Raw genomic sequence first — 23,206 nt, 5'->3', positions numbered from 1 at the left:
CGCACCCGGCTCTCCGGCTGCATGGTTATTGCATCGCGGCCGGTTCATCCGAACCGGATACAGGGTCTGGCGCAGCATGCGAGCGCGCGAGAATATCCACCAGGGCCTGCCGCGTGGCCGGCTTGACCAGATGATGATCGAATCCCGCGGCCTGGGAACGGTCGATGTCTTCCTTGCGGCCGTAACCGGTGACAGCGATCAGCAGCGCATGCGCGCATGAAGGCAAGGACCGCAGCTGGCGCGCCAGCGTATAGCCATCGGTTTCGGGAAGCCCGATATCGAGCAGGAAGACCTGGGGCGGATCTTCCATTGCGCGTTCCAGCGCCTTGTCGGCACAATATTCGACGCTGACCCGATAGCCTTCCGCTTCCATCAGGACTGCGAGACTGTGCGCCGCATCGATGTTGTCATCGACGATCATGACATGCATGCCTTTGCTTACCCGCGCCCCGTCGACGACAGGTACATGACTGGGCTCGATGATTTCAAATCCGAGCCTCGGCAGCTTTACAGTAAACAGACTGCCCTTGTCCGTTCCTTCGCTATACGCTTCCACGACGCCGTCGTGCAATTCCACGAGACTGCGCACCAGAGCAAGGCCCAGGCCAAGGCCGCCCTGCGAACGGTCGGGTGTGCGCTCCGCCTGGGTGAAGAGTTCGAACACATGCGGCAGCAATGCGGGAGAAATGCCGATGCCGGTATCCCGCACGCTGATCTCTATCTGGTCGGCATCAACCGCGACCATCAATACGATCTCGCCGCCCTCGCCGGTGTATTTGGCCGCGTTGTTGAGCAGGTTGGTGACGATCTGCACCAATCGCTTGCGGTCGCCGAGGACGCAGGCCTGGGGCGGCACAGGTTGCACGTTGAGCCGATGCCTTCGCGTCTCGATCAGCGGCTTGACCTGCTCCACGGCACCGGCCACCACGTCGGCAATCCGCACCGGTTCTTTTTCCACCTTCACCAGGCCCCGCGTTACCCGCGAAACATCGAGCAGATCGTTGATCAGACTGGTCATGTGATCGACCTGGCGAGTGATGATTTCGCTGGTCTGGCGCAGCCGCTGCGCATCCGCCCCTGTCAACTTGAGGATTTCGGCGGCGGTACTGATGGGCGCCAGCGGATTGCGCAGTTCATGCGCCAGCATGGCCAGGAACTCGTCCTTTCGCTGGTTGGCGAGGCGCAGCGCTTCTTCGGCGTTCTTGCGCACCGTCACGTCGATCGATATGCCGCGTATCGACCGGACCTTCCCGCTCTGATCGGTCACAGCCTTTCCACGGGATTCAATCCATACCATATTGCCGTTGTCCGGACGGATCATGCGCACCACTTGGTTGAACTGGCTTTGTTCCGCAACAGCCTTGTCCACCGCGCGCTGCAACCGCATCTGGTCATCGGGATGCACCGCGCGCCACGCCGTTGTTCCGCTGTCCCAGGTATCGCCGAAAATGTCGGGCGCATTCGGCGAGAAGCGAATCGCGTCATTCGAAAGATCCCAGTCCCAGACGGCCATCCTTGCCGCAACCAGACCTTCGCGCAACCGTTCCTCGCTCTCGCGTACCGCCCGCTCGGCCTGCTCGATCTGGGACACGTCGGTATTGGTGCCGAACCATTGCATGATGCGTCCGCCGGCATCGCGCAGGGGAGCGGCCGAGGTGAAGAAGGGCCTGAATTCCCCGTCCGCTCCCCGCAGCGGGAATGTCATCTGGAACGGCTGGCCTTGCGCAATCAGCTCGCGCATCCGCTCGAACACGGTATCCTGCATGGCAGGATGGTGAACGATGCGCCAGCCGAATTCCTTCATCTGTTCGGGCGACGTGCCGGTGTATTCATACCAGCGGTCGTTGTACCAGTGGATCTTGCCGTCGGGACCGGCGATCCAGGCCAGCTGGGGAATGGTGTTGGCGAGCTGCAGGAAACGTTCGCGTTCTTCCTGGAGCTGCGCATGCTGCTGGTAGAGACGGTCCAGCATGTGGTTGATCGATCCCGCCAGGCTGGCCACTTCGGTGCTGCCCTCGGTTGCTGCGCGCTGCGTTCCCAGTCCGCCGTCAACCACGCTGCGGGAAAATACCTCCAGCCTGCGCAGGTCGTGCGTAAGCCGGAGCGCCAGCCGAGCGCCCAGCACCAGCACGGTTCCCGCCAGGGCCAGCGCAATGACGGCAATGATGGCGAACTGCGGAGCGAGTTCGCGCGCGGAAGCCGGCTGCAGCGGCTCGACCACCCCGAAATGCAAGTGCTGGAACGGTTGCGGCATGCTGACCGGAACGGTGACCAGATTCGTACCTCCGCTGCCGACATGCGGCTTGTCCGACCAGGTCAGCTGCGCCATCTCATTGGGCCGCAGGTCGCTCAGAACAAGCTTGTAGATCAATGCGCCTTCGGGAGTCTGGGTTCGCGAATAACTCAGCATCTTGACGGCAATCAGTTCCGCCCCCCTGCTGGAATCCATGATTTCAGCGACTTCCCTTCCCGTCTCGAGATGCTTTCTCAGCCATGCCATTTCCCGTTCATTGAAGCTTCCGAGCCCGTTGCTGGAAATTTCCGTTCCGGCAAAATCGGTGAACAGGATCTGGATGGGCACGCCGTTGATCTGGCGGATGCTTGTCAGATAGGGAGCGAGATAGGTTTCCCTTCCTGCGCTGTCCACCAGGCCGGTGGCGAGGATGCTGCTGTTGGCAACCTCGTTCATGCGCGAGGCCACCGCGTGCAGGGAAGCGCTCACGGTAGCGGCATGAAAATCCGCTTCCTTCTTCGATACGATGCGCATCGCGGTGATGTGCTGTTCGCTGACCAGCCACCAGGAAGAGACCACGGTCAGCAGCAAGGCGAACGTCGCCAGCGCCGCACTGGCGACGGCAAAGCGTCTTGTCAGACTACCTGCAGCCGATCGTTGGAAAATCATGCATCACTTCTTTATCGGGATCAGCACGCCGTCCTCTCGGTAACGCGCCATCAGGAGTTCATCGGTTCCAAGCGCTTCATGCCGCGCCGGAGTGAACGGCGGCTTGTAATGCTTGACCAGGCCGCGATGCTCGCGCACCTTTTCCAGCGCGTCGCGCACGGCCGGACGGTCGGTCGTGGCGGCAAGGTCGATGGCACGCGCCAGGATATGCATCATGTCATAGGCATGCGCCACCCCGACCGGCGCCTGGATGTCCTCTATCCTGCGGATATCGGAGATCGACGACAGCGTACGCATGAATTTTTCCAGCGGCTGCCTTGCCGCATTGAAGAAACTGAATGTCTGGATGACAGTGAAATCAACCTGATGCAGTGCCGGCCCGGCCTGCTTGACGAACTCGCCGCCGGTGATGCCCCAGTGGCTGAGAATGGGAACGCGCTTTTGCGCCGGCAATGCAGCGACTTCCTTCACCAGGACCGCCGCCTCGTCGTCGTTCGCCACCAGCAGTACCGCTTCCGCGCCGACTTCGAGCAGCTTGAGATATTTGTCGACCAGCGTGGTGTCGCGCCAGTTGTACCAGGTCGTGCGCACGATGCGGATATCGCTGGCCGTCTCGACGAATTTTTCCGCCGCGGCGAGATTGCTCCTGCCCCAGGATGTGTTGGTCAGCAGCAGGCCAACCTTGTTCAGCTTGCGCTGCCGCGCGCTTTTGAGCATGGTTGGCATCGCCAGGCTGTCGCGCAGCGAAAGGCGATAAATGAAATTCGGATTCATGCCGTTGTCGACAATGATGTCGGCGGATGACCAGACCGCAAGAAACAGCAGCTTGGTTTCCTTCAGCTTCGGCAGCTGCTCGATGATGACCGGGCTGAAGCGCCCGCCGAATACCGCGACCACGTTGGGCATGGCGGCGAATTCCTCGATATTGCGGATGCCGCGCGCCGGCATCGAGCGATGGTCCTTGGTAATGACCTCGATCGGCCGTCCGCCGAGAACGCCGCCGGCGGCATTGATTTCCGCGGCAGCGGCTCGCACGCCGAGCTCGACCGCCTGGGCCGAGGTACTGTTGGCCAGACCAAACTCTCCATCGATGCCGATGACAACCGGCGTCTTGCCTGCGTTGTCGGCCGCGCCACTGCCGAACGGCGCAACCAGTCCGGACAAGAGTCCGAGTGCCAGGAGTTGCCTGCGTCTGTGCTCAGGTTGCGAACGGGAATGGTGCATGCCGGTTCCGGAATTGCATATTGGCTGCATGGCAGCATTGTATATGGACATTGTTCGTTTTCCTAAGTACCGTGCGATTGCCCGCGCACCATGCCCTGCCGCTTGGCGGACATGGCCGCCGCAAAGACGCGCGGCTCCGTTCCCCGTACTGTCAGAGATGCGGCCAGGGCAGCTTTATGCCGTCCCAGAAGTCGCATTGTGCATCCTGTGCGCCGCTTTTCAATGCCATCGTTGACGCAATATCAAGATAAGCATCGTGCGCCTGTGTGTACGGCTGCCAGACGACGCCGGCTGCACTCCCCGGCGTGCCATTCTTCGCCATTGAACTCCAATACGCAAGCATTGCATTCTGGACCTTCAGATCATCGGCTGTGGGCCGATAGCTGCCCTGCCACGGAAACAGGAAGGCATGCTCGATGGTATGTACTGCGCCAAGCGCCTTTTGCTGGGCATCGTTTTCCAGCGTATGCGAGAACAGGTAACGGTACACCGGCGGATTTCCTGCTTCTGTCAGCGTTCGCGCGACGCGGCGGCTCTGGCAGGTGAACAGCGCATCGGTTGTCAGCCTGACAAAGGCTGCGCGTGGCGACGGATAAGCCTGCAATGGATAGCGTGCCGCAATGCTCGCGGCATTGCCGCTGCCGAAAACCTTTTCAATGCCGGCAGCATAGCTTGCCGCATCGTTCACCGGCCCGACTGCATTGACAAACAGCATTGTTTCATCGGTCGAATTGCCGATGATGACCGGCATGGCGGCATGGTTGCGGCTTCGGATGATATCAATCGGCTGGCGCGGGAACACATGCCCATCCACATTCGGCCCATACAGGCGCGGCAAGACGCCGAACGTGCCCGGCAGTGCCTGCACGATTTCCTTCATGCTCTTGCCACGCAGGCAGGCGGCGACTTCGCTGGCTGCGGCCCCGGGCTTATCGCAGCCTGTCAATTGCGCAACGCGCTGCCCGGTGCCCTTCTCCGCATCGGCCAGGGTCTGCATCTCGCAGCCGGTCGGCACGCTGCTCTGCATGGCGGCGCCATGAAACAGGCCGCGCGCCTGGGGCGCCGTCATCAATGCGCACAGATTGCCGCCGCCGGCGGAAGTGCCGAACAGGAAAATGCGCTTGGGGTCGCCGCCGAAGGCCGCAATGTTTTGCTTGAGCCACTTCAGCATGGCGATATGGTCGAGGCTGCCGTAGTTGCCCGAAACCCTCTCGCTGCGCTCGGCATCCAGCGCCGGGTGCGCGAGATAGCCGAGTGCGCCGAGGCGCGCATTGAAGCTTACGTAAACCACACCTTCCGGCACCAGCTTCTCGCCGTTGTAATTGACGCCGCCGAAGCCCGGCGATCCCTGTCCCGAGAATGCATGATTGCCGCCGCCGGTAAGAAAGACCATGACGGGCAGCGATCCGGCGCCAGCCTGCCTGGGCTTCCAGACATTGAGCGTCAGGCAATCCTCGTCACCGATGACCTCCTTGCCATCCAATTGTGGGCATACCGGTCCGAACGCCGAAGCATCGCGCACGCCTTGCCAGGCGGAGGGTGCCGCGGGCGGACGAAAGCGCATCTGCCCGACCGGCGGTGCCGCATACGGAATACCTTTGAATGCCACCAGTCCATCCTGCATCACGCCGCGTACCGCGCCCTGCCCGGTGCAGGCAGTGTCAGGTCCGGCTGCCTGCTCCGGGCAAGCAGATGCGGATGTTCCGCCGAAAGTCGTGCAGCCCGCCAGCACAGCAGCGGCAGCGGCGCCAGACACCATGACGAGCAGGCGCTGTTTGGTTTTGATAGTGAAATGACATGCGTTCCTGAACACGAGTGCTGCCCCCATTTTTCGTTTTTATGAAGTCGTTCGCCGACATTAACGGGGGCTATTGTAAGACCGATTTCAGAACCATTTCTGTAACAAAAATGTTCAACAAGCCGACTCGGCTTGCATGGGAGAAAAGCAATACGGCAACACCGTCGAACGTGCTTTCAACATGGCGTCAAAACTTGCTGTCATGCCGTCAACATCTCGAGGAAATTTTTGGAGCGCATTGCGGATGGCTGCAAGAAAGCATTCGTTTGTTCCGGGAAGGACGATACCAGCGACGACAACGCTGCGCTGCGATGCGATGCGCCCAACGCAGACCGAGCCGGCGTTATATCCACCCGCACTCCGCTCTATTGCGCGCAATTACGCGTCATGCAGCCAGTGCCTGCGCAAAGACGGGCGTGAACTGGTAGGCGAGCTGGCCGTCTCGCACGCCGTACGCCTGCAGTATGCGAAAGCTCAGCCATTCAGTGTCGCCCGACAGCAGGACTTCGGCCTCGAAAATCTCGCGCATCAGCAGCATGGTCGCGTTCCAGTCGTCCGCGTCGACCGGCATGAAGGTAAGCGAGGAGCGTTGCTGCGGGGCGGCCACAATGGTGTGTGCGGCAAGCGTGTCGAGCAGCTCGATCGCCGCTTCGCTCAGCACTTCCTGGACCATTTTATTGATATTCATGAAGACAAGTATGGAGTCCTGGACGACGAACAATATGAGCCTGAGCAATATCGCTTCATGATGACGCCTGTAGCGGATTGCAGGTGGGTGCATGGAAGAATCGGTTTGCCTTGGGATGAAGGACAAGGCAGAAGGAGGCGTATGGCGGGACACACCAGCGACGAACAACGCGGCCCTCGGTCACGCCAAGGCGACCGTACACCCGCCCGCAATCCGCTCTCTGCTCCGTTCCGTCTTCACTTGAGTTGCAGCAGGACGCTCCAGTACTGGAGATTGACATTCTGCCGGCGGCATTTTTTTCGCACCAGGCAGGCCGTCTCATCCTCGGGTTCGAACTGCAGCGGGCTGTGATTGCCGGACAGGACCTCGGCTTCGTTCAGTCGCAGCTTGCGGCGCGCGACGGATTGCAGCACATTGCCGCCGACGGTGTCGATCTTGCGTGCGGACCGGTTCACATCAACCACCACTTCGCAATGCGACGCCGTGATGAAGTGCTCGCCTCGCACCGCTTCCTGCCAATCGGCGAAGCGCCGAAGCGGTCGATTGCCGCGCGAATAGCACAAGAGGTCGCCGATGCGCGGACGGGTGAGCGCAGGATCGCAGGCGCGATAGGCATATGCCGGATCGTCGGCGAAGGCTGCCTTGATGTAATCGGAATGCGTTGCCGAATACCTGAACTGCGCATCGCTCAATCCCGCCTGGTGCATCAGGTAGGAGATGAATGCCGCCGACCATGGTGAATCGTTGAGCGCCGCACGCACCAGCGCTTGACGCAAGGCTGATTGGGCCTCGCCCTCGCCTTCCGCCGCCGCATCCGGCAGCAGGCTTGCGAGTTCGCGTTCCTTCGCGCGAGCGCTGCTGTGCGCATCGTCGAGCAGGCCGGGCACGAAGATCAGCTTGCGGTGCCACGGCTCGCCGTGAACATGCTCGCCGAGCGCCACCCAATATTCCCACACGCGACGCCAGGCGTAGCGTCCGGGCCGGTCTCGCGCACTTGCTCCGGTGTCGGGGTCATGAAGAAGCTCCGATTCGGACTCCATGGAGCCGAAACGCAGCAATGTGCCGTCGTCATCGATGCGATGGCCGTTGAATTCCCGGTATTCCCTGTCGGCGACGGCCGCCAGCCGCATCGCCATCGCCGAGGGCGGTCCGGAATGCGGGCATGCGCGGGCATGCGCGTTGGCCCCAGTGAAGATGGGCGCAAGGATGACGGCGGCGGTGAAGCGCAGAATGGGCAGAATGGACGGGTAACGCATGGGAGGGCCTGTCAAGATGACGATAGCAAGGCGCGCCGATGAAGACTGTACGGATGCACGGCAAGGAGGTGCAACGCCGCAAGCGGCATTTCGATAGGTCCTCCAAGCCGCATAAGCCACATAAGCTGCAAAAGCCGCATCGGCAAGACCATGGAGGCCGATGAGCATAGCATGCCCGCCCGATGCCGTCGCGGCCCGGGCGGGCGCAGGTTCTTCAGCCGCGCGCCTTGCGTTCGCCTGCCGCGGAAAGAATGGCGTACAGGATGATGGCGCCGAAGGTGGCGGTGCCGATGCCGCCGAGCGCGAACTGGCCGAGCTTCAGGGTGAAATCGCCGGCGCCGAGCACCAGCGTGACAGCCGCGACGATCAGGTTGCGGTTATCTGAAAAATCCACCTTGTTCTCTACCCATATGCGTGCGCCCGCAACCGCGATCAGGCCGAAGACTACGATCGAGACACCGCCCAGCACCGCGCCGGGAATGGTCTGGATGACCGCGCCGAATTTCGGCGAGAAGCCGAGAATGAGCGCCACGACCGCGGCGATAACGAAAACCAGCGTCGAATAAATGCGGGTCACGGCCATGACACCGATGTTTTCGGCATAGGTGGTGACGCCGGTGCCGCCGGCGCCGCCCGAGATCATGGTGGCGACGCCGTCGCCGATGAAGGCGCGGCCCATGTAGCGGTCCAGGTTCTTGCCCGTCATTGCGCTGACCGCCTTGATATGGCCGAGATTTTCCGCGACCAGGATGATGGCGACCGGTGCCAGCAGGCCCATCGCATCGGCCTTGAATACCGGCGCTACGAACTTCGGCATGCCGAACCATGGCGCGCTGGCGACAACGCCGAAGTCGATCGGCTTGCCCAGCCCGGCGCCGTTGGTCAGCACCGCATAGATGACATAGGCCAGCAGCAGTCCGATCAGGATCAGCAGGCGCTGGGTCATGCCGCGCGTGAAGACGGCCACGCCGCCAACGCAGAGAATGGTCACCAGGGCCATCCAGGCATCGAAATTATTGGCCACCACGCCCTTGACGGCGATAGGCGCGAGATTCAAGCCGATGACGGCCACCACCGCGCCGGTCACGACGGGCGGCATCAGCCTTTCGATCCAGTCGGTGCCGACCGCCGCCACCAGCAGGCCGATCAGGGTGTAGAGGGCGCCGCAGGCGATGATGCCTCCCAGCGCAACACCGATATTGGGATTGGGGCCGCTGCCGGTATAGCCGGTCACCGCGATCACAAGACCGATGAAGGCAAAGCTCGATCCGAGGTAACTCGGCACCCGCCCGCCGACAAAGACGAAAAACAGCAGCGTGCCGATACCGGACATGAAGATCGCGAGATTTGGATCGAAACCCATCAGCAGCGGAGCCAGCACCGTGGCGCCGAACATGGCGACCACATGCTGCAGTCCCATGGCGCACATCTGCGGCCATGGCAGACGCTCATCGGTGTTGATTACGGGGCCCAGGCCGTCGGCCGTGCCTTGCCTGAGCCGCCATTTAGGGAAAAAGGATTCTGCCATCGGATACTCCAGGTGAGCCGTCGCGGTACGCCGGGCATGGCTTGCCCTGGAGATGGCCGCGCAGGTGAGAATTAAGGAAATATTTCAGACATGCAAGTTTATTCATCAATGGCATAAACCACAACCATTGATGTCGGCGCGACCACCCGGAATCTGCGGCACCTGGCGTGCGGGCCGAAAAGGCAAGGACGGCATTGGGGAAAACTCCGTATCTGCCCGTGTCCGCGCACCGCAATTGGCGCCCGCTCCGCGGGCCGCCGTCCGGCCAGGCCTGAATGACTATACGGCTATCCCTTTGAGTCGATCTGCTCCAGCGCCTGCCGGATTGCATTCGTATCGGCCGGACGCACCAGCCTTGCCACTTCGGCGCCGTTCTTCATGAAAATCAGTGTTGGCCAGAGTTTTACTCGAAATGAACGGCCGAGCCGCCGTCCGGGACCATCTTCCACCTTGATATGCCTGACGGCAGGATGACCGGCAAAAGCCGTTTCAAGCAGAGGCTGGGCCGCGCGGCAGAACCCGCACCAGTCGGTCCCGAATTCAACCACCGTCGGTTCTTGCAGGGCATCAATCTCGTCGCGCCCGGGTTCGACCGTTGCGAAGGTATGGTTCATTGCCATGTCTGTTTCCTTTCCGATATCGATATGCCAATTATCTCCGATCCGCCAGGCATGCTCGCCGCGCTCCCCGCAAAGCCTCCCGGACTGCTTGCAACTAATGGGGCAGCGCAGGTTCAGATGTTGAAAGCATGTTCATTCCTTCTCGTCAGACATCGATTGAAAAAGGAGATTCATCATGGCAAACAGCCAGCCTTCACAGGATGCAGCAAAAAACCCTTCCGGCAGATTCTCGGGGCAAGCGCAGGATATGCAGCCGGAGCAGTCCGATCAGTCCATGCAGTCCGCGCCGTCGCTTTCCCAGTCGTCGGACGACGGTTCGGAAGATGGCCGTTTCTCGATTGCGGAGGAACAAAATTTCGACCAGCAGTCCGACCAGGCCCGACATGTGGGGCAGATGCAGACGGATGAGAGTGTCGGCCTGTCGGGCGTGAAGCCGTCCGAGGCGGTGGCGCAGTCAGCCGGAAAAGAATCGGATGGCAGTGCTCCGGCTCGCCTGGAAAAGTCCATGGACCGCGCGGTGCCGAAATCGGACGATGCCGGATGATCCTGAAACAGCAATACCTTGCCGCCGCTCCCGGCGGCAAGGCGTCTGCCGTACTACGCCTGTGATTCCGGCGCTTCCTTGGCGACTGTTCACACTTCGTTCGGGAGTGCGGAGGCACGTTATGCGTTGCGGGACCAGACCGTGTTTGACAGGCGTCACGAGCGGTTCAGAGTTGCGGTGCATTGAGGTGAGAGAGTGCACCCGTACAGCCGTACGCCAAGCACCGCAGGCGCGGATCCGGACCCCGACCGAACAGCAGCTTGTCAAGCACAGCTAAGAACGCTTTCCTGTTGACTGGACCAGACGATATTCAAGCCCCTGCACATGGAACTTGTCGATACGGTCCGGCAGGAACGCAGCCTCACCAATCGAGCTTGAGCAGCAAGCCCGCCATGCGCGGCCAGCACAGCGTTCTGATCTCGTCACGCGTGGCCCAGCAGAAACCATCCATTTCCGGCGTGGGCTCTCCGGTGACGTGGTGCATGAAATGGCTGGTACAGATCAGGTGGCCGAGATCGTCGAAGTCATCGGGCGCGTCCACCCGGAACAAATGCAACTGCTTGTCCCTGCGATAGGAGAAAGGGCCAAGATCGACAAAGCGGTCGGGCGAGAATGCCAGCCCGGTCTCTTCATGCAGTTCGCGCACCGCCGCGCCTAGCGGCGTCTCACCGGGGTCCTGGAGTCCCTTGGGAATGTCCCAGTGCTGGGTGCCGGTGACGTGACAGAGAAGAATCACTCCCCGCTTCTTGATGATCAGTGTCCCGCAGGATGTTGCAATTCTCATTCGATTCGATCCATTGTCTTGCGCGCATGAAAAAAGGCTGCATGCCTGTCAGCATACAGCCTCTTGGATCGCGCCTGTGCGACGCGAATCAGCCTGTCGATCGATGGATCAATCGATCAGTGGCGGCGGGAACCAGTCACGCGTTCAGCGCCATAGCGTACCGCATCCTTCACCTTGTCCCATTTGCTGCCCGGATGGCTGCTTTCCCAGTCGGTGCGCAGCTGCGGTTCGACATCCGACCACTGATAGTTCTTGTAGCGGTCGCTGCCTGCCATCGTCGAGCCGTAGCGATATGCGGCATCGTAGTCTTCATAACGGCCGCCTGTCGTGCCATAAGCGCTCTGCCAGTGGCGGCGGAAGTCGGTGTCGTCATCGGTCATTGCGGCACCTGTCCGCGATGTACCCAGCTGCTCGACTTCAACATCGGTGCGCCGCACGGTATCGTTGATCTGCTCGGTGCGCTGCGACACTTCCTTGCCGACCACGACTTCCTCGACCACACGCGCGCTCTTGGAAACCACTGCTTCCTCGGCGGTCTCGCGCAGCTCGACAGAACCTTCCTTGAATGCGGCCAGATCCGCAGCGGTTGCCGGCTTGTCGACCGGATGACGCTCGACCTTGACATGCTCCTCGCGCAGCTGCACGGACTCGTGCACCGGAGTCTCGCGCACACGCTGGAATACGCGCACGCCGCCGCGTTGCACCTGGCGCTTGCCGACCTTGAGTTCTTCCTCGATCACCGGGATGCGCGATGACTCGGTCGTCGCCGCGGTCTTCGAAGTGCCAAGCGCGGCGGAAGACGCGGTAGACGTATAGGCGCTGCGCTCGCTCGTGATCTGATCACGGGTATAGCGCGGCGCGCTGGCATCGTATCCGCTCCAGCCCTGCTTCTTCCAGTGGCTGGTGCGCTCGTCGACATCGACCGCATTGAAGCGGTTCATGATGTCGGCGGCGCGGTCGGTTTCATCCTGGCTGTTGACATCAACGGTCAGCACATAGCTGCCTCGGCGCACCGATTCGGCATACACGTCATGGTGTTCCTTGTAGTCGTCATTGCCGCCGAACAGCGAACGGAAGAAGCCGCCGATGCCGCCGCCGGAGCCATGGGAAGTGTCTGTCGTCGTGTCGGCGGTATCGAGATCGTTCTCGGGATTGAGCTGTATCCGGGAGCGCGGGAAGCCTGCGCTTTCGAGCGCCTGGATCGTGCTCTGCGCGTCGGCATAATTGTCATACACGCCCACCACCGTATCGCCGCTTGTTTGCGAGCTGCTGCTGCCGGGACGGTAGATATGCTCGCCCTGGTTGGTGCGCCAGTGGTTTTCGATATAAGTCGCATCATCGTCGGAGCGCGGGTTCACGCCCATCAGAATGCCGCCTTCCTTCAGGCCGCTTTCATAATGCTTGACACGCTCTTCCGGAATGCCCCAGCCGATCAGCGCACCGAGCAGTCCGCCCGTTGCCGCACCGGCGCCGGCGCCCGCGGCTGCCGCTGCCAGCGGACCGGCGATCACGAGGCCCAGTCCGGGCAGGGCGAGGCTGGTGCCGGTAGCGGTGAGTGCCGCGAGGGTTGCGCCGAGCGTGCCGCCCAACGCGCCGCCGATGCCGGCGCCTTCGGCCGCCTTGTTGCCCAGCTCCGTGCTCGTGCCGCCGGAGAAGTGTTTCTTTCTTGCTTCGTCGGACATGACGATATTGATATCGTCCTTGGTATAGCCGCGCGAGGAAAGGCCCTGGTAGGCGCGCTCTGCGCTTTCTCGGTCGCGGAAGAGGCCCGTAACCATGCCCGAATTGTCTTTCGATGTGATTGCCATGTTGTATCTCCTTTTCAGGTTGCTTAGGTATCGTTCAACTGCCGATGGGGATTCGATATCGGAAATGACAGACTCGGACCGGGAAGTTATCGGCGAGCCGCCACTTATGTTTCGTCAACTGCCTGTCACCGCATGTGGACTGCACATCGACTGCAATTGCGAAACCCGCAGGAGTTGAAGCATGTGCAAGCAAATTAATTGAATCGCAAGGCTTTGTATGAAACGCAAAAGCCTTGTTAGTTCCGTATTTTCTTGACATAGTGGCATCCCCGCTTCGCCGAGGCCATGAGCCTTTCCAGCCTTGCCTGTTAAAAACCAAGGGGGTAACATCCTGTATCTTTATACAGTGATCTTGTAGCCATGCCCAAGCAGAATGCCGGTGCAAACCATGAGAGCCTGATGCCGCAGGCGCCGACACCGCACAAGGGACGCGGAGCGGTATCGAACCTGCAGGGACGGCACCAAGTGCTGCTGCGCACGGCCGTCGACGACGGATGGCGCAGCGAAGATGACGATGCACCGCCGGGCACGCCGGGTACGCGGATTTTCGAGGAGCAGGCAAAGACAATCCTGACACGCAATGCATCGCCCGACATTCCGTTCAACGTTTCACTCAATCCGTACCGCGGCTGCGAACATGGATGCATCTATTGCTTCGCCAGGCCTTCGCACAGCTATCTCGGCCTGTCGCCCGGTCTCGACTTCGAGACGCAAGTCTTCGCCAAGGCGAACGCGCCGGAACTGCTGCGGCGCGAGCTGGCGGCGTCTTCTTACGTGCCCGAGCCGATTGCCATCGGTGTCAACACCGATGCCTATCAGCCATGCGAACGGGATTTGAAACTCACGCGGCGCATCCTGGAAGTGCTGCAGGAATGCGAGCATCCGCTGGCGCTGATCACCAAGTCCTCGCTGGTGGAGCGCGATATCGACCTGCTGGCGCCGATGGCCGCAAAGCGCCAGGCAGTGGTGGCAATGACGATCACGACGCTGGACCCGGCAATTGCGCGCACGCTGGAGCCGCGCGCGACGGTGCCCGCCAGACGGCTGCGCACGATACGCACGCTGACAGATGCCGGCATCCCGGTGGGCGTCAGCATTGCGCCGGTGATTCCCTTCATTACCGAGCCCGACCTGGAACGCATTCTGATTGCCTCTGCCGAAGCGGGCGCCGTCAGCGCAAGTTACATCGTGCTGCGCCTGCCGTGGGAAGTGAATCCGCTGTTCCAGCAATGGCTGCAGGCGCATTTCCCGGAAAGGGCGCAACGCGTGCTGAACCGCATCAGGGACATGCGCGGCGGTAAGGATTACGACGCCGATTTCAGCACTCGCATGCGCGGCGAAGGCATATGGGCGGACATGATCCGGCAGCGCTTTGACAAGCTGCTCATGCGCCTCGGCCTGGACAAGCGGGCCGACGGCTTTGCCAGGCTGGATGATTCCGCCTTCAGGCGTCCCGTGACCGTCCCGCCACGCCGCCATGCTGCCGGCGGACGCGACGGCGGACAGCTCGACCTGTTTTGAATTCAGCCAGCAAGAAACGGCGGGCGTGAAGATGCGCAAGAGCGCCCGCTCCTGCTTCCGCAGCCGGAGGCATCCACGGCTGGACTACTGCACCGCGTGCGGCTCGCCTTCCAGGATCAATTCATACATCCCGGTATCGTCAGGCCCGAAATAGGCCTTTGCGAGATAGAAAGTCTGGCTGTTGATCGGAAAAGGTTCAGCAATCGGCGGCATGTGCGTCAATTCGTAGACACCGAAGTCGGTGCGGCTGCCGTTGGGCTGTTCATGGAAGACCTGTACTCTCATTGCGATAACCCGCTTCAACATCAATGTGCTGTAGAGTCGCCGCGCTGCCGACAGTTTCACTTCATCTGGAAATATCGACAATATGGCTTCCGGGGCCTGCAGGCATGCAGCGCACCGCATCGCCGACGCGGAGCACCCCGCCGTTCAATACGCGCGCTGTCACGCCGCCATGGCCGCGCATCGCGTTGTAGCCGCCGGGACCGAGCATGTCTTCCATGCGTGAACATGGATCACAGGAACCGGTGAGCGACAGTTTCACCTCGTCTCCCAGGCAAAGCACCAGCGGCGTGTCGTTGAACAGGCTGCGCGCCGCCATCAGATTCAGCCCGGCAATCACCAGGTTCCGGCGAAGCAATGCGGGATCGACGCATGCCATGCCGGCGAGCGAGGCAATGACTGGCAGATGCTCTGCCTGCAGCAGCGTGATCTGCCGCTTGCCGCCTTTCGAGCGGGCCGCGATGTGATCATCCTGCAAGCCGCGATCGGTAATCGCAAGAGCCTGTTCCAGCCGCCGTGTTTCGCCTCGCCTTGTTGGACGCACATAAATTCCCTCTATCCTTCCAGTGTGTGGAAAGCGGCTCGACAGTTCTCTCAGGTTCACGGTCATGGGACTTGTAGCGGGTATCGGAATGCCGAATGCAAGGGGCACCGACGAAGACAGTACCGATGCAAGGCAATGAGGTGCAACGTGGCAAGCGGCATTCTAATACGCTCTTACTCCACCGGCACGGTTTCCCATGCATTGACGCTGTCCTTGTGCGCATGGTGATAGGAGCGCCCGCCCAGCCACAGGCACAATGCGATCACCGCGAATGCAAGCTGCCCGGCGGCGAGCCACAGCACCGAATGCGACAGGAACGGCGCCACCACGCCCGATACCACGGCCGCCAGCATGGTTTGAGTAAAGGACTGGCATGATGCAGTCAGTCCGCGAATGTCAGGAAACAGATCGAGTACCAGCAGCGTCACTCCGGGCGCCACCACCGACATGCCGAATGCATAAAAGAACAGCGGCATCACCGACCATGGCAATGCCGGCGGCAGGAAGGCGTGATACGCCACATTGAAGATGCCGGCGCCGATCAGGAAGGCAAAGCCGAACAATACCTGGCGCCCTACCGCAATGCTGCCCGCGAGGCGGTTGACCGTCAGCGCGCCGAGGAAGATGCCGGCCACCGTGGGCACGAACTGCCATGCGAACTGGTCGGGGCCGAGCCCGAGATGCTGCGTCAGGAAGACCGGCGCCGCCGCCACATACAGGAACAGCCCGGCGAAATTGAAGGCCACCGTGCCGGCCTTCAGATGGAACAGCGGCGAGCCGAACACGCGCCGGTAATTTGTCATCAGCACATGCGGGCTGAACGGCTGGCGCAGGTGCGCCGGCAGACTTTCCGGCAGTCTTTTGTAGCAGGCCCAGATCAGCAGCGCGGTATAGAGGAACAGGAACAGGAAAATCGAACGCCAGTCGAGGATCTTGACAATCCAGCCGCCGAGAATGGGAGCAATCGCCGGCGCGACGGAAAAGATCATCGTGACCAGCGACAGCAGGCGCGCCGCATCCGGCCCGGAATACATGTCGCGGATGATGGCCCTGCCGATCACCACGCCCGCGCCGGCCGAAATACCCTGCAGCACCCGGAATGCCCACAGGTACTCGATGCTGTGCACCGCGGCGCAACCAAGAGAAGCGACGCAGAATACGGCAAGCGATCCAAGGATGATGTTGCGCCGTCCGAAGGCGTCGGAAAGCGCGCCGTGCCACAGGATCATCACCGCAAAGGAAAACATGTAGGCCGTCAGCGTCTGCTGCACCTGGAGCGGCGTGGTGTGCAGGCTGGCTTCGATGGCGGGGAATGCGGGGAGGTAAGTGTCGACGGAAAACGGGCCGAGCATCGCCAGCGCCGCCAGCAGGAATGCCAGCCCGCCCGATGCCGGCATCGGCAGCTGCGGCGATACTGGCCGGAGATCGTTGGCAACGGTGGTGGGGCCTTGGTCTGTTGTTCTCATGGCGGGGTACGGGAAAATTATTTTGCCGGTTGCGCCGGCAGTACTACGGGTGGACCCGAACCGGCGGCGCTTGGTTCTCTCCCTCGGCGGCTCCCTCTTCAGGAAGCCCAGTTGACGCGCTCGAACTTGCGGTGGAAAGCTTCCGGCATCGGCACCACGCGGCCTTGTTTATAGTTGAAGAAAACAAAGCCGGACTTCGCCATCGCGACCAGGACATTGTCGCGCGGACGCGTGATGCGGAAGGTAATGTCGCCGCCGTACTTGTTGAAATCCATGACGCCCACTTCGAACAGCAGCTGGTCGCGCGCGTGGGCCTCCGTCTTGTAGGTGGTGGCCAGATCGGTGACGATGATGCCGACGCCGTCGTCCTGGGTTTCCTCGATGCCGAAGTCGAACAGGAAGCGGGCGCGGGCCTCGGAGATCATGGAAATCATCGAGTCGTTGCCAAGATGATTGGCGCCGTTGATGTCGGTGACGCGAACGGTAAGGTGAGTGGAATAGTAATACTGGTCTTCGGGAAATTCGAGTTTGAGGCGGGCCATGATGAGTCGGAATCGGGAACGGCGCATGCTGCGCGGTGCCCGCATTGTACCCGCTCGATTGATGCATTGCAGCAAGGGGCGCGGTACGTTCCGGCACCTTTGGCTCCCAAGCATTGATCAGCGGCCGGAAGTCGCCTGCCCTTCTTCCACCTTCTGCTGCGCCGTGGTCGGCGCTTTCTTTCCCGGCGCAGGTGCTACCGGCTTCTTGCTGGCGTCGGCAATCAGGTGGCCGCATGGCACTTCCTCGCCCGGACCGGGATTGATCAGCGCAAGCAAGGATGCCAGCGGTGCGGCAAGCGTGCCGAGCGCCACAGCTGCGCCTGCCTTCATGGCCAGCACGCCCTTGTCGAGGCCGACATCCGGCTCCTTGAATGTTCCCTGGACATACAAGGGCGTGCGCAAGGAAATGATGCGGATCCCCTTGCTCTCGGGATTGATCTTCAGATCCATTTTTTCATTGTCGAAATTGATGGTGCCGTCGACGAGTATGGTGGCATCCTGGGTATCGACCACGAAGGTGCGCGACTCCATCAGTCCGTCCTTGATGCCGAAGTCGGCAGCCATGCAGTTGAGCTGCACCTGGCGGTCGCCGAATACCTTGGCGATCACGGCGCTGCCGACATTGAGGCCCATGGCTTCGAGGATGAACTTGCTGACGCTGCCCTGGGTGATCACCGATTTGACTTCGCCGTTGGAGGAGGCAAGCAGTGTCGCGATCGAGTTGCCCGAGGCCGTCATCTGCGCATTGCCGTTGAGTTCGCCAAGGCTGGCGCGCATCGACTGGACGCCGGGGAACATCTGCTTGAGCTTGAGTCCGCGCGCGGCGACCTGCATGCGCGCCTTGGCCGGATCGTTGCGGCCGTCGATATGCAGCTCGGTGGTCAGCTTGCCGCCGGCGACGCCGAAATTGAGCGGCGCGAGACCGAGCACGCCATCCTTCATCTCGACCTTGGTGTGCAGATTGTCGATCGGCAGGTTCTTGTCCTTGATGATTTTCTTGCCAGTGAAGGTGACCTGCACATCCATCTTCCGCCAGCGCTCGGTCTTGAACGGCGATACCGGCAGCACCTTGTCCGGCGGCTGCTTGACCTCGGAAGCGTTTTCCTTCTTGTCGTTCTCGTCGGTGCCGATCAGGGCGCCGAGGTCGCTGATGTTGAGATAGTTGGAGACGACTTCGCCGCTCAGCAACGGACGCGGCTGCTGCTGCTTGTATTCCAGCGTTCCGCCGATGTCGCTGTCACCCACCTTGCCCTTGAACTTCTCGTAGCGGAACACCATGGCGCCGGGGGTGAACTTGCCGACCACCCGGCCTTCGGTGGAAAACTTCGGCGTATTGGGCAGCAGCACGCCGCTCAACGGGAACAGGTCGGCCATGCTGGCCCCGAGCACCTTCATGTTGAGGTCGAGCTCGCTCAGGGTCGACGGGTCGGTGAGAGTGCCGTCCGCCGTGACCGTGGTCTCGCCCACCTTGACGACCGCACTCACCGGATAGCGCACATTCTTCTCGCGCAGCGACAGCAGCGAGCCGGCCTTGCCGTTGCCGGTCAGCTTTTCTCCGTTGAACTTGCCTGCCGCCTTCCATACCATGCTGCCGTCCTGGTCGGTTTCGATCTGCGTGTTCACATCGGCCTTCTTGCCCGGATCGACATAGCGAACCTCGGTGCCGGCGAGGTCTAGCCCGTCGACTGCAAACTGCCATGTCGACGGCTTGTTCTTGTCTTCTTCGTTCTTGGCGAAGGTCCAGTTGTTGCGGTCGCCGTCGTCATGTTCCAGCGCGACTTTCGCATCCTTGATGGTGGCCGCGTGCAGGCTGACGGTTTTCTTCAACAGCGCCACGGGATTGAGCTGGAAATCGACTTCGCCGACAGTAGCCATGTTCTTGCCCGTGGTGGCCCAGTCGGGATTGGAGAAAGTAATGTCCTTCGCATTGACATGCGGCCACGGGATGAATCGCTGCCAGCCTTCGACCGCCTTCGGCCTCTCCCAGCTCACCGACAGATCGCCGTTGATGGCGAACTCGCGGCCGGTCGCCGCGCTGACGCGCTCGTTGATCCATGGCTTAAAACGGTTCATGTCCATGTTGGCGAGCAGCACGAGCGCAAGCACCAGCAGCGCGATGATCGCTGCAATGCTTCCGCCGAGAATTTTCAATACGCGTCCCATGCCGATATGATCAACCGGTCAACAGATAGTTCGTCAGCTTGACACATCAGGGCACGGTGCTTGCATTCGCATGCACTCAGGAAAATCCGTCAGCTTGGGTCCGCGTTGATGCACCGGTAGCGTGATTTCATGTATCAATACAATGCGGATTCATGCCTGACGGAAGCTTTGCGCACCAGTGCGTTGCAGCGCAAGAGCGCACCGGTATGCCACCTAAGTGATCTGCTGTTGCAGGTGCGAGCGAGCATCAGGGCAGATCTTGTTTTTGCATGAAAGGAAGCCGCGATGTCAAAATCCCTCCGTACCCGCAGCATTGCCGAACATCTGTGCACACTGGCAAGCCTGCTCGAGGCCGAAGCCATGAAAGCCGGCGCACTCGGCGTGCATGTCGAAAAAAGCCTGAGCAGCGAAGCGTGCAAGGTGCGCGCGATGGCCGAACAGTTATGGGAGGTCGACAGTGTCATTGACGTCTCCGCATCCCGGGACGACGCGGCGATGGCTTCCCATTTCGGTCATGAAAGACGCCGCGGTCGGGTGGGACAGGTGAAACTGGTGAGCGGCTGACGTTGTCGCGCAGTGCCCGCTTCATCAGCTTGCAAATTGAGGTAGTGCGCACCTTGCATCATGGATGATGTGCGGCGCCTCCATCGATCCGGATTTTCAGCGTATCGAAATACGTCCGATAGAGCGAGGCCAGTTTTTTCGCCGCTGCTTGCTGTTGCGGGAAGTCAACTTGTGCGCTGCGGATGCGCTCGAGGAGCACGGGGCATAGCATCGCCGGTTCAACCAGCACCTGTTGCCGGCTATCCTCCCATGTGTCGGCATAAGCGGCATGTTTGGCGAAACCGCTCCCGGTATCGCTGCGGCACAAGGTAACGCGTGGCAGCGCGCAGGCCGCCGCTACGATGCGGCCATGCAAGCTGCTGCCGGCATAGGCGCGGCAATGCGCAAGCAGCGCGCAGATATCCCAGAGATGCAGCGAGGACATGATGCGCACGGCAGGGCTTTGCATGCGCATCGCCAGCCGCCGGTATGCGTCGATGCCGTCATGCCATGGCGCGGCGCCGGCACGGAACAGGACGACGCCGCAGCCGCTCTGCCGGATGAATTGATCGAGTTCCTCGGCAAGCGTGGAAAGCGTCGCGTCGTCGCCGAAATCGACACTGAACTGCAGCGCGAGATAGCCTTCTGGAAAAGCCTGCCGGTATTGCAGCACCTCACCGGCAGCGGCATGTATGCGCATCCGGCTGCCGAACAGTTCGGCCACCATCACCGCAGGATCGGGCACCAGTTCGGCCGCCAGCCCAAAGGATTGCAGATGGGCCAGGGTACGCCGGTCGCGCACCGAAATACCGTCCGCGCCGGCCATCTTTTCCCGCACTTCCACGCGCATCGCTGCGCCTAGCGCATCCAGTTCGGCGCCGCCAACGGCATTGTGCAGGATTGCGAGGGCGCGCGGAAACAGAGAGCGTCCCACCACATAGGGGGCGAAGGCCCGCAGCTTGAGGCGTTCCCGAGCCCATGCGGCTGTTGCCTGCGCATCGCCGTCGAAGCGGCGCACAAGCGCTTGCGCCTCATCGGCCGGCAAGGACATCACCGCCGCTTCCCAGGCACCGCAGGTCAGCAATTCGCCGCCGGCATGCACGATACGCACCGGCTGATCCCGGTAACGGATGGCGAGGTCCGCGATCGCATGCACCTTGTGTCCTCCAAGCGCCACAAGGTTGCGCTCGACCAATCCGGCATGGACGATATCGGTTCCTCCCGCCAGCGCTTCCCATACATGGGGGAAGATCAGGTCGCCGAAGTTGTGGCGGTCGAAGGCGCCGAAGATGATGGTGGGAATGTTGGAGTAGGCGCTGCCGCTCATCGCAGCCAGCTGGCCACGATCAAGCCTGCACCCACATAGATGGCCAGGCGGATGCCGGGTATGCCGCGGCCATGAACACGCGCCAGGTTCAGCATGGCGAGGCTGCCCCACAGCAGAAGTTCGCCGCCGCCGCGCACGATATCCATCGCATGCACGCCATTCATCAGCAGGTACAGCCCCTGCCCCGCGAGAAAACCGCAGGCGGCGGCCAGCAGGAAGCGGACTTCCTTGCGTTCAAGCAGTTCATTGATTGATTGGTGCGCCATGGCTGGAGTCGATGGTTTGCCTGGTTCGGCATCAGCATATGCCGTACATGAAGACACCATAGACGCCTGCGCCGACCTGCTCCATGAGGCAGCACAAGCACTCGTTCCGACTTGCTTGCGTCAGCGCGCATCCGCATGAACGCAAACCTCACCCTTGCGTCCGGGAAATCGGAAGGGCCGAGGTCGACTTGATTTCGCGCATCGCCAGGCTGGACCGTATCGACGTCACGCCCGGCAGCTTGCGCAGGACATGGGTGACGAATTCGCCATACGCCTCGAGATCCCGCGTGACGACCTGCAGGTAATAATCCGCTTCGCCGCTGACGTTGTGACACGACAATATCTCCGGAATCGACTGGATGGCGCGTTCGAATTGTGCGGGCTGCTCGCCGGTGTGATTGGCGAAGTTGATCTGGACAAAGGCGATCAGTCCGAAACCAAGCTTGCGCCGGTCAAGGTTGGCCTGGTACCCGGTGATATATCCGTCGTCTTCCAGGCGGCGCAGGCGGCGCCAGACCGGTGTCTCGCTCAAATGCAAATGTTCGGCCAGCCGTGCATTGGTCAGGCGGCCTTCCTTCTGCAACAGCTCCAGGATACGAAGATCGGTGCGATCCAGCTCTTGCTGAGATTCTTTTGCCATTTTTCTGTCTTCTGGTAGGAGATTCTTGCTGAAAATAGCAGGTGTGAAAAGAAAATGGCAAGAAAATTATTGCCGCTCGCAAGCATAATTTCCGTAATTGCTGCCCCTCCCCTTTACGGAAAACTTCCCATGGAACTTGCCATCCTGCCGCTGTATCTGTCCGCGCTCGCGGCCGTTTATCTTCTCCCTGGTCCCGACATGGCCCTGGTGATTGCGACCGGGGCCGCCCGCGGCAAGCGCCTGGCACTGGTGACCAGCCTGGGTATCGCGCTGTCGCGCGGATTGCATGTGCTGATGTCGGGCGCCGGACTCGCCGCGCTGATGGCGGCGCACCCCGTGCTGCTGGACATCGTACGCTGGGTCGGGGCGGCCTATCTGTTGTATCTGGCAGCGCAGGTATTGCGCTCGGATCTGCGCCTCGCGGCGGCGGAGCGCAGCGACAGCTCCGCAAGGTCCTGTTTCCTGCGCGGATTTCTCACCAACCTGATGAACCCCAAGGCGCTGCTGTTCTGCGGCCTGTTCCTGCCGCAGTTCGTCGCGCCCGCACAGGGGTCCGTACTGACGCAATTCCTGTGGCTAGGTACGATTCTGGTACTGGTCGGTTTCGCGTTCGACTGCATGTACGCACTGGCGGCCGCACGCATCGGGCGCGGCATGCAAGGCAGGGCTTCGCCGCTGAAGAAGTGGCTGCTGCCGACGGTGCTGGTGCTGATGGCGGGGAGACTGCTGGCGAGCTGAAAGCGGAACCGGGTGCATCAAT

Annotated in this window: 21 protein-coding genes; 4 read left to right on the top strand and 17 right to left on the bottom strand. The window is 61.4% G+C overall.

Annotation, left to right across the window (positions count from 1 at the left end; all coding sequences use genetic code 11):
- Window positions 1-25 precede the first annotated feature (25 nt).
- The 7 genes from FH061_RS23595 to FH061_RS23565 all read right to left on the bottom strand — a co-directional run bounded on the left by FH061_RS23595 (window position 26) and on the right by FH061_RS23565 (window position 10,016).
- Window positions 26-2,902: a PAS domain-containing protein gene (locus FH061_RS23595; RefSeq protein WP_151638286.1), complete on the bottom strand. Its 2,877-nt coding sequence runs from the start codon at window positions 2,900-2,902 to the stop codon at window positions 26-28.
- A gap of 3 nt (window positions 2,903-2,905) precedes the next feature.
- Entirely contained in the window at window positions 2,906-4,126 is a 1,221-nt protein-coding gene (locus FH061_RS23590; RefSeq protein ID WP_151638285.1) for an ABC transporter substrate-binding protein, read from the bottom strand.
- A 151-nt stretch (window positions 4,127-4,277) separates the two neighbouring features.
- On the bottom strand, window positions 4,278-5,954 hold the full coding sequence (locus FH061_RS23585; protein WP_151638284.1) for a carboxylesterase/lipase family protein: 1,677 nt from the start codon (window positions 5,952-5,954) through the stop codon (window positions 4,278-4,280).
- A gap of 355 nt (window positions 5,955-6,309) precedes the next feature.
- The gene (locus FH061_RS23580) at window positions 6,310-6,612 is read right to left on the bottom strand and encodes a hypothetical protein (RefSeq protein ID WP_151638283.1); all 303 of its coding nucleotides are present in this window, start codon (window positions 6,610-6,612) and stop codon (window positions 6,310-6,312) included.
- A gap of 236 nt (window positions 6,613-6,848) precedes the next feature.
- Entirely contained in the window at window positions 6,849-7,868 is a 1,020-nt protein-coding gene (locus FH061_RS23575) for a DUF2272 domain-containing protein (RefSeq protein WP_192805222.1), read from the bottom strand.
- 214 nt (window positions 7,869-8,082) lie between these two features.
- Window positions 8,083-9,396 (bottom strand): solute carrier family 23 protein, encoded by a 1,314-nt coding sequence (locus FH061_RS23570; protein WP_151638281.1) that lies wholly within the window; start codon window positions 9,394-9,396, stop codon window positions 8,083-8,085.
- A 287-nt stretch (window positions 9,397-9,683) separates the two neighbouring features.
- Window positions 9,684-10,016 carry a thioredoxin family protein gene (locus FH061_RS23565; RefSeq protein WP_151638280.1) on the bottom strand — a complete coding sequence of 111 codons (333 nt, stop codon included), beginning with the start codon at window positions 10,014-10,016 and terminating at the stop codon, window positions 9,684-9,686.
- A 175-nt stretch (window positions 10,017-10,191) separates the two neighbouring features.
- Here FH061_RS23565 and FH061_RS23560 point away from each other — a divergent pair, with 175 nt between their 5' ends.
- Window positions 10,192-10,560: a hypothetical protein gene (locus FH061_RS23560; protein ID WP_151638279.1), complete on the top strand. Its 369-nt coding sequence runs from the start codon at window positions 10,192-10,194 to the stop codon at window positions 10,558-10,560.
- A gap of 361 nt (window positions 10,561-10,921) precedes the next feature.
- Here FH061_RS23560 and FH061_RS23555 read toward each other — a convergent pair whose 3' ends face one another.
- Entirely contained in the window at window positions 10,922-11,344 is a 423-nt protein-coding gene (locus FH061_RS23555) for an NUDIX hydrolase (RefSeq protein WP_151638278.1), read from the bottom strand.
- 116 nt (window positions 11,345-11,460) lie between these two features.
- Window positions 11,461-13,152: a YsnF/AvaK domain-containing protein gene (locus FH061_RS23550; RefSeq protein WP_225984837.1), complete on the bottom strand. Its 1,692-nt coding sequence runs from the start codon at window positions 13,150-13,152 to the stop codon at window positions 11,461-11,463.
- 360 nt (window positions 13,153-13,512) lie between these two features.
- Here FH061_RS23550 and FH061_RS23545 point away from each other — a divergent pair, with 360 nt between their 5' ends.
- Window positions 13,513-14,673, top strand: coding sequence for a PA0069 family radical SAM protein (locus FH061_RS23545; protein WP_192805221.1), 1,161 nt, complete (start codon window positions 13,513-13,515; stop codon window positions 14,671-14,673).
- 84 nt (window positions 14,674-14,757) lie between these two features.
- Here the strand turns inward: FH061_RS23545 and FH061_RS23540 are convergent, their stop codons facing one another.
- The 5 genes from FH061_RS23540 to FH061_RS23520 form a co-directional block, all read right to left on the bottom strand.
- Window positions 14,758-14,958: a hypothetical protein gene (locus FH061_RS23540; protein WP_151638277.1), complete on the bottom strand. Its 201-nt coding sequence runs from the start codon at window positions 14,956-14,958 to the stop codon at window positions 14,758-14,760.
- Window positions 14,959-15,019: 61 nt separating this feature from the next.
- Window positions 15,020-15,565 (bottom strand): MOSC domain-containing protein, encoded by a 546-nt coding sequence (locus FH061_RS23535; protein WP_151638276.1) that lies wholly within the window; start codon window positions 15,563-15,565, stop codon window positions 15,020-15,022.
- Between the two features lie 107 nt (window positions 15,566-15,672).
- Window positions 15,673-16,965, bottom strand: coding sequence for a multidrug effflux MFS transporter (locus FH061_RS23530; protein ID WP_404822501.1), 1,293 nt, complete (start codon window positions 16,963-16,965; stop codon window positions 15,673-15,675).
- 98 nt (window positions 16,966-17,063) lie between these two features.
- Window positions 17,064-17,507: a thioesterase family protein gene (locus FH061_RS23525; RefSeq protein WP_151638275.1), complete on the bottom strand. Its 444-nt coding sequence runs from the start codon at window positions 17,505-17,507 to the stop codon at window positions 17,064-17,066.
- A 117-nt stretch (window positions 17,508-17,624) separates the two neighbouring features.
- Complete coding sequence (locus tag FH061_RS23520; RefSeq protein ID WP_225984836.1) at window positions 17,625-19,670, bottom strand: AsmA family protein; 2,046 nt, start codon at window positions 19,668-19,670, stop codon at window positions 17,625-17,627.
- Between the two features lie 285 nt (window positions 19,671-19,955).
- Between FH061_RS23520 and FH061_RS23515 the strand changes: the two genes are divergently transcribed.
- Window positions 19,956-20,234: a hypothetical protein gene (locus tag FH061_RS23515; RefSeq protein ID WP_151638273.1), complete on the top strand. Its 279-nt coding sequence runs from the start codon at window positions 19,956-19,958 to the stop codon at window positions 20,232-20,234.
- 58 nt (window positions 20,235-20,292) lie between these two features.
- Here the strand turns inward: FH061_RS23515 and FH061_RS23510 are convergent, their stop codons facing one another.
- From FH061_RS23510 to FH061_RS23500, 3 genes are all read right to left on the bottom strand, one after another.
- Window positions 20,293-21,540 carry a polysaccharide pyruvyl transferase family protein gene (locus FH061_RS23510; protein WP_151638272.1) on the bottom strand — a complete coding sequence of 416 codons (1,248 nt, stop codon included), beginning with the start codon at window positions 21,538-21,540 and terminating at the stop codon, window positions 20,293-20,295.
- The gene (locus tag FH061_RS23505) at window positions 21,537-21,806 is read right to left on the bottom strand and encodes a hypothetical protein (RefSeq protein WP_151638271.1); all 270 of its coding nucleotides are present in this window, start codon (window positions 21,804-21,806) and stop codon (window positions 21,537-21,539) included. Before FH061_RS23505 ends, FH061_RS23510 begins: the two co-directional genes overlap by 4 nt.
- Before the next feature lie 148 nt (window positions 21,807-21,954).
- Complete coding sequence (locus FH061_RS23500; RefSeq protein ID WP_151638270.1) at window positions 21,955-22,446, bottom strand: Lrp/AsnC family transcriptional regulator; 492 nt, start codon at window positions 22,444-22,446, stop codon at window positions 21,955-21,957.
- Between the two features lie 129 nt (window positions 22,447-22,575).
- On the opposite strand from FH061_RS23500, the gene FH061_RS23495 reads away from it, so the two are divergent.
- Window positions 22,576-23,184, top strand: coding sequence for a LysE family translocator (locus FH061_RS23495; RefSeq protein ID WP_151638269.1), 609 nt, complete (start codon window positions 22,576-22,578; stop codon window positions 23,182-23,184).
- The last annotated feature ends 22 nt before the right edge of the window (window positions 23,185-23,206 follow it).

Origin of the sequence: Noviherbaspirillum aerium (genome assembly GCF_008929045.1) — a bacterium.
GTDB classification, from domain to species: Bacteria; Pseudomonadota; Gammaproteobacteria; order Burkholderiales; family Burkholderiaceae_D; genus Noviherbaspirillum; species Noviherbaspirillum aerium.
The sequence above is the reverse complement of the archived record's forward strand: the minus strand, read 5'-3'. Positions and strand labels throughout refer to the sequence as shown.

Excerpts from the sequence above, each read along its gene's own strand:
- FH061_RS23595 (WP_151638286.1), bottom strand. The coding sequence starts at position 2,902 with ATGATTTTCCAACGATCGGCTGCAGGTAGTCTGACAAGACGCTTTGCC.
- FH061_RS23590 (WP_151638285.1), bottom strand. The coding sequence starts at position 4,126 with ATGCACCATTCCCGTTCGCAACCTGAGCACAGACGCAGGCAACTCCTG.
- FH061_RS23585 (WP_151638284.1), bottom strand. The coding sequence starts at position 5,954 with ATGGGGGCAGCACTCGTGTTCAGGAACGCATGTCATTTCACTATCAAA.
- FH061_RS23580 (WP_151638283.1), bottom strand. The coding sequence starts at position 6,612 with ATGAATATCAATAAAATGGTCCAGGAAGTGCTGAGCGAAGCGGCGATC.
- FH061_RS23575 (WP_192805222.1), bottom strand. The coding sequence starts at position 7,868 with ATGCGTTACCCGTCCATTCTGCCCATTCTGCGCTTCACCGCCGCCGTC.
- FH061_RS23570 (WP_151638281.1), bottom strand. The coding sequence starts at position 9,396 with ATGGCAGAATCCTTTTTCCCTAAATGGCGGCTCAGGCAAGGCACGGCC.
- FH061_RS23565 (WP_151638280.1), bottom strand. The coding sequence starts at position 10,016 with ATGGCAATGAACCATACCTTCGCAACGGTCGAACCCGGGCGCGACGAG.
- FH061_RS23560 (WP_151638279.1), top strand. The coding sequence starts at position 10,192 with ATGGCAAACAGCCAGCCTTCACAGGATGCAGCAAAAAACCCTTCCGGC.
- FH061_RS23555 (WP_151638278.1), bottom strand. The coding sequence starts at position 11,344 with ATGAGAATTGCAACATCCTGCGGGACACTGATCATCAAGAAGCGGGGA.
- FH061_RS23550 (WP_225984837.1), bottom strand. The coding sequence starts at position 13,152 with ATGGCAATCACATCGAAAGACAATTCGGGCATGGTTACGGGCCTCTTC.
- FH061_RS23545 (WP_192805221.1), top strand. The coding sequence starts at position 13,513 with ATGCCCAAGCAGAATGCCGGTGCAAACCATGAGAGCCTGATGCCGCAG.
- FH061_RS23540 (WP_151638277.1), bottom strand. The coding sequence starts at position 14,958 with ATGAGAGTACAGGTCTTCCATGAACAGCCCAACGGCAGCCGCACCGAC.
- FH061_RS23535 (WP_151638276.1), bottom strand. The coding sequence starts at position 15,565 with ATGACCGTGAACCTGAGAGAACTGTCGAGCCGCTTTCCACACACTGGA.
- FH061_RS23530 (WP_404822501.1), bottom strand. The coding sequence starts at position 16,965 with ATGAGAACAACAGACCAAGGCCCCACCACCGTTGCCAACGATCTCCGG.
- FH061_RS23525 (WP_151638275.1), bottom strand. The coding sequence starts at position 17,507 with ATGGCCCGCCTCAAACTCGAATTTCCCGAAGACCAGTATTACTATTCC.
- FH061_RS23520 (WP_225984836.1), bottom strand. The coding sequence starts at position 19,670 with ATGGGACGCGTATTGAAAATTCTCGGCGGAAGCATTGCAGCGATCATC.
- FH061_RS23515 (WP_151638273.1), top strand. The coding sequence starts at position 19,956 with ATGTCAAAATCCCTCCGTACCCGCAGCATTGCCGAACATCTGTGCACA.
- FH061_RS23510 (WP_151638272.1), bottom strand. The coding sequence starts at position 21,540 with ATGAGCGGCAGCGCCTACTCCAACATTCCCACCATCATCTTCGGCGCC.
- FH061_RS23505 (WP_151638271.1), bottom strand. The coding sequence starts at position 21,806 with ATGGCGCACCAATCAATCAATGAACTGCTTGAACGCAAGGAAGTCCGC.
- FH061_RS23500 (WP_151638270.1), bottom strand. The coding sequence starts at position 22,446 with ATGGCAAAAGAATCTCAGCAAGAGCTGGATCGCACCGATCTTCGTATC.
- FH061_RS23495 (WP_151638269.1), top strand. The coding sequence starts at position 22,576 with ATGGAACTTGCCATCCTGCCGCTGTATCTGTCCGCGCTCGCGGCCGTT.